Source organism: Streptomyces sp. FH025 (assembly GCF_017427025.1).
GTDB lineage: Bacteria > Actinomycetota > Actinomycetes > Streptomycetales > Streptomycetaceae > Kitasatospora.
In genome coordinates, this window is the sequence record NZ_JAFLNG010000653.1 from 1 (window position 1) to 4,336 (window position 4,336).

5 protein-coding genes are annotated in these 4,336 nt (G+C 71.0%); 1 reads left to right on the top strand and 4 read right to left on the bottom strand.

Features of this window, described 5'->3' with window-relative positions; genetic code table 11:
* From J0670_RS31375 to J0670_RS31390, 4 genes are all read right to left on the bottom strand, one after another.
* Positions 1 to 488, bottom strand: a 488-nt coding sequence (locus J0670_RS31375; RefSeq protein WP_207815268.1) for a gluconate 2-dehydrogenase subunit 3 family protein, incomplete at its 3' end; no start/stop codon positions are given.
* Positions 481 to 918 carry a hypothetical protein gene (locus J0670_RS31380; protein WP_243437798.1) on the bottom strand — a complete coding sequence of 146 codons (438 nt, stop codon included), beginning with the start codon at positions 916 to 918 and terminating at the stop codon, positions 481 to 483. The genes J0670_RS31375 and J0670_RS31380, both read right to left, overlap by 8 nt.
* On the bottom strand, positions 905 to 2,710 hold the full coding sequence (locus J0670_RS31385; RefSeq protein ID WP_207815269.1) for a thiamine pyrophosphate-requiring protein: 1,806 nt from the start codon (positions 2,708 to 2,710) through the stop codon (positions 905 to 907). The genes J0670_RS31380 and J0670_RS31385 overlap by 14 nt, the downstream gene beginning before the upstream one ends.
* An 82-nt stretch (positions 2,711 to 2,792) precedes the next feature.
* Positions 2,793 to 3,698, bottom strand: a complete 906-nt coding sequence (locus tag J0670_RS31390) for a SigB/SigF/SigG family RNA polymerase sigma factor (protein WP_307806782.1) — start codon at positions 3,696 to 3,698, stop codon at positions 2,793 to 2,795.
* Between the two features lie 206 nt (positions 3,699 to 3,904).
* Between J0670_RS31390 and J0670_RS31395 the strand changes: the two genes are divergently transcribed.
* Entirely contained in the window at positions 3,905 to 4,228 is a 324-nt protein-coding gene (locus J0670_RS31395) for a plasmid stabilization protein (RefSeq protein ID WP_207815271.1), read from the top strand.
* The last annotated feature ends 108 nt before the right edge of the window (positions 4,229 to 4,336 follow it).

The following is a 4,336-nucleotide window of genomic DNA, read 5'->3' on the forward strand; positions in this document are numbered from 1 at the left end:
GGGCCCCCGAAGCCGATCTCGTTCCAGGCGGTGGGGGTGGCGTAGTAGGCGGTGCAGGCGTACCTGGTCCACAGGCTCCACACGTGCCGGGCGGGCAGGCCGTGCCAGCGCTCGCCGTCCAGTTCCTGAACCCGTCCGACCAGGGCCCGTTGCCGGACTTCGCCGAGTACGGCGAACGGGCCGTCGGCGTCCTCGTCCAGGGCACGCAGCGATCGGCGCCAGGCCTGGTCGTCCTCGGGCATGTCCGCGTGGCGCCAGCCGTCGGTCTCCAGCTCGGCGAGCCGGGCGTCGATCATCGGCAGCAGCGGGACGTCGGGGTGGTCCAGCAGCAGGTCCAGCAGGGCGCGGGCGGTGGCCTCCTCGGCGGGGGTGAAGAAGCGCAGCGGCGGTTGCGGGCCGGTGCGGGTGAACACGACGGCGGCCGTCTCGCGGTCCCAGTGCCGGGCCTGGGAGAGCACGTCGTAGCCGGGGAAGCGTCGCTCAGGCATCGCGGGACTCCCGGCGCAGTACGGCGGCCACCAGTCCCATCCCCCCGACGAGGCTCATCAGCAGGGGGGCGAACAGCGGCGGACCCATCTCGACGTTGTACCGGGCCATCGCCCAGCCGCCCGGCTTCTCGACGATGCCGCGCACGTGCAGCCAGGTGCCCTGGAGGCCGTTGGCGGTGATGGCGGCGGAGGCGACGGGCAGCAGGGTGCGGGCGGCCCGCGGGCTGAGCGCCCCGGCCACCCCGGCCGCGGCACCGACCGGGCCCAGCCACACCGGCCACCACATCACGCGGTTGCCGAAGCCTGCCCGGTCGTGCTCCAGGTAGATCTCGGCGGCGGTGATCACCGAGCCGGCACCGGTGGCGAGGGCCAGCGAGCGCTGGAAGCGCCCGGTACGGATGTTGCGCAGCGTGAGGTCAATGGCGCGCATGGCGGCCTCCGAAGGAGGGCAGGAACTCCTGGAGCTTGGCCTTGAAGCCCTGGCGGACCATCGCCGTGCGGTCGTCGTCCCCGCGCAGTACGGACGCGGCGGCGGCCTGGATCTGGTCCCAGCTCGCGTGCGGCGGGATCGGCGGGACGGCCGGGTCGGTGCGCAGCTCCAGGAGGAACGGACGGTCGGCGGCGAGGGCGTGCTCCCAGCCGCCCGGTACGTCCGCGGGCGTGATCGCCCGCGCGGCGGCCAGGCCCAGGGTGCGGGCGAAGGCGGCGTAGTCGACGTCCGGCAGTTCCTGGGAGGGCAGGAAGCTCGGGGCGCCCTGCATCGCCCGCATCTCCCAGGTGACCTGGTTGAGGTCGCGGTTGTTGAGCACCGCCACCACCAGGCGCGGGTCGTCCCAGTGCTTCCAGTACTTGGCGACGGTGATGAGTTCGGCGAGGCCGTTCATCTGCATGGCACCGTCGCCGACCAGGGCGATCGCGGGCCGGTCCGGGTGGGCGAACTTGGCGCCGATCGCGTACGGCACGCCGGGGCCCATGGTGGCCAGGGTGCCGGACAGCGTGCCGCGCATCCGGCCGTGGAAGCGCAGGTGGCGGGCGTACCAGTTGGCGGCGGAGCCGGAGTCCGCGGTGACCATCGCGTCGTCGGGCAGCAGGTGGTCGAGGGCGTGGATCGCGTACTCGGGGTTGATCGGGTCGGCCTCGACCTCGGCCCTGCGCTCCATCACCTCCCACCAGCGCTCGGTGTTGTCGCAGACGGTGCGCTGCCAGTCGCGGTCCTCCTTGCGGGCCAGCAGCGGCAGCAGCGCGTCCAGGGTGCGGGCGGCGTCGCCGACGAGGTTGACCTCGTACGGGTAGCGCAGCCCGACCATGAACGGGTCGAGGTCGATCTGCACGCCCCTGGCCTGCCCGAACTCGGGCAGGAACTGGGTGTACGGGAAGGACGAGCCGACGGTGAGCAGGGTGTCGCAGTCGCGCATCAGCTCGTACGAGGGGCGGGTGCCGAGCAAGCCGATCGACCCGGTGACGTACGGCAGCACGTCGGGCAGCGCGTCCTTGCCCAGCAGCGCCTTGGCGACGCCGGCGCCGAGCAGTTCGGCGGTCTCCTGGACCTGCTCGCGGGCGTTCCGGGCGCCCTGGCCGATCAGCATCGCGACCTTCCGGCCGGAGTTGAGCACGTCGGCGGCCCGGCGCAGTTCGTCCTCCTCCGGGACGATCGTCCAGTGCGGGGTGCCCAGGCTGGAGGGCACCATCTTGAAGGCGTGCTGCGGCGGACTGTAGTCGAGTTCCTGGACGTCGGCGGGAACGATGACGGCGGTGACGGTGCGGCGGGCGGCGGCGGTGCGCATCGCCCGGTCCAGGACGTTCGGCAGCTGCTCGGGGACGGTCACCATCTGGCAGTACTCGGCGGCGACGTCCTTGAACAGACTGAGCAGGTCCACCTCCTGCTGGTAGGAGCCGCCCATGGCGCTGCGGTCGGTCTGGCCCACCACGGCCACCACCGGGACGTGGTCCAGCTTGGCGTCGTACAGCCCGTTGAGCAGGTGGATCGCACCCGGGCCGGAGGTCGCCACGCAGAGGCCGGTGCGGCCGGAGAACTTGGCGTAGCCGACGGCCTCGAACGCGGCCATCTCCTCGTGCCGGGCCTGCACGAACACGGGGTCGTTGTCGGCCCGGCCCCAGGCCGCGAGCAGCCCGTTGATGCCGTCACCGGGGTAGCCGAAGACGTACGTGAGGCCCCAGTCGCGCAGCCGTTCCAGGATGTGATCGGAAACCTTCGGGGACACGATGCTCCTCCTCCGTGACGAAAGCCCCCCGCTGCGCGGCTATCCGCTGTGGGGGGCCGGAAACGCCCGGCGGAGGGGAAAGTCAGGCGGCGCGCTCCGGTTCGTCCGTCCACCCGGGGGCGTCCCCGTCGTCCAGTTGCTCGCGCAGGCGGGCCAGGATGGCCGTGAGCAGGCGGGAGACGTGCATCTGGGAGACGCCTATCCGATCGGCGATCTGGGATTGCGTGCAGCCGTCCCAGAACCGGAGCTTGAGGACGGTCTGCTCACGTTCGGGCAGTTCGGCGAGCAGCGGCCGGACGGCGGTGCGGAAGTCGGCGAGTTCGATGCCGGGGTCGCAGGCGCCGAGCCGGTCCACCAGCGCGCTGCCGGTCTCGTCGGTGTCCCGGTCACGCAGCGCGTCGAGGGAACTGGGGCGGTAGACCTTGCCGGCGACCAGGCCCTCGGTGGCCTGCTCGACGGTCAGGTGCAGGTCTTCGGCGATCTCGTCGGGCCGTGGGCGGCGGCCGAGTTCCTGCTCCAACCGGTCGGACCCTCTGACGACGATCAGGTACAGCTCCTGCGTGCTGCGCGGCACGCGAACCGGCCAGGAGGTGTCGCGGAAGGACCGCTTGATCTCCCCGGCGATGGTGGGAATGGCGTAGGTGATGAACTCGACGCCGCGGTGCGGGTCGTAACCGTCGACGGCCTTGATCAGGCCGATCGTGCCGACCTGGAGGATGTCGTCCATCTCCTCGGCCCGGTGCCGGAAGCGGGCCGCGACGAACCGCACCAGGGGCATGTTGAGCTCGATGATCGTGCCCCGGACGTAGCTGTAGGCGTGTGTCTCCCGCGCGAGTCCGGCCAGGCGCTCGAACAGCGCGTCGCTCAGTTCGCGTGCGTCGGACTTCTCCATCGCCCGCAACTCGGCCTCGGTGGGTTTCGGCGGCAGGTCTGATGCGTCGGCTTCGCGGTCGACGGGGCGGTGAGCGGTTTGCGAGAGCGTGGACACGTCTTCTCCAGGGCATCGGGGTGAAGCCCAGCGGCACGGCCGGGGTGCGAGGGGACGACGGGCGGGTGGCCTGCGGCCGTCCCAGGGTTGTTCTACCCGACACACGACACGCAATTCACGTTTTGAGATGGTTTGTGGCTTTTTGACGGGGTACACGCGCTCACAGAAGCCACTTGCGGAATCCAACAGCTCGAAAAGAGGTAGTCATGCCTCGCGGATCCAGTCCCAAGCGGGAACGCCAGTACGAGCACATCAAGGAGAGCGCCCTCGACCGGGGCGAGAGCGAGAAGCGCGCCAAGGAGATCGCCGCCCGCACGGTCAACAAGGAACGCGCCCGTCACGGGGAGTCCAGGACGGCGAGCCGCAGCTCGACGCACGACATCTCGTCCGGCCGGCGCGGCGGGCAGCGCTCGCACGAGGGGGCCCAGGGCCCGACGTACGACCAGCTGTACAACGAGGCCAGACAACGCAATGTCAAAGGCCGTTCGAAGATGAACAAGCGCGAGCTGGCGCACGCACTCGGTCGGTGAACGTTCCCGTCGCCGCGTCCCCGTCGCTGTTCCCGTCGCTGTTCCCGTCACTTTCGACGAAGGTGCCACCATGACGATTCCGACGCCCCCGGACCCGGACATCGCACC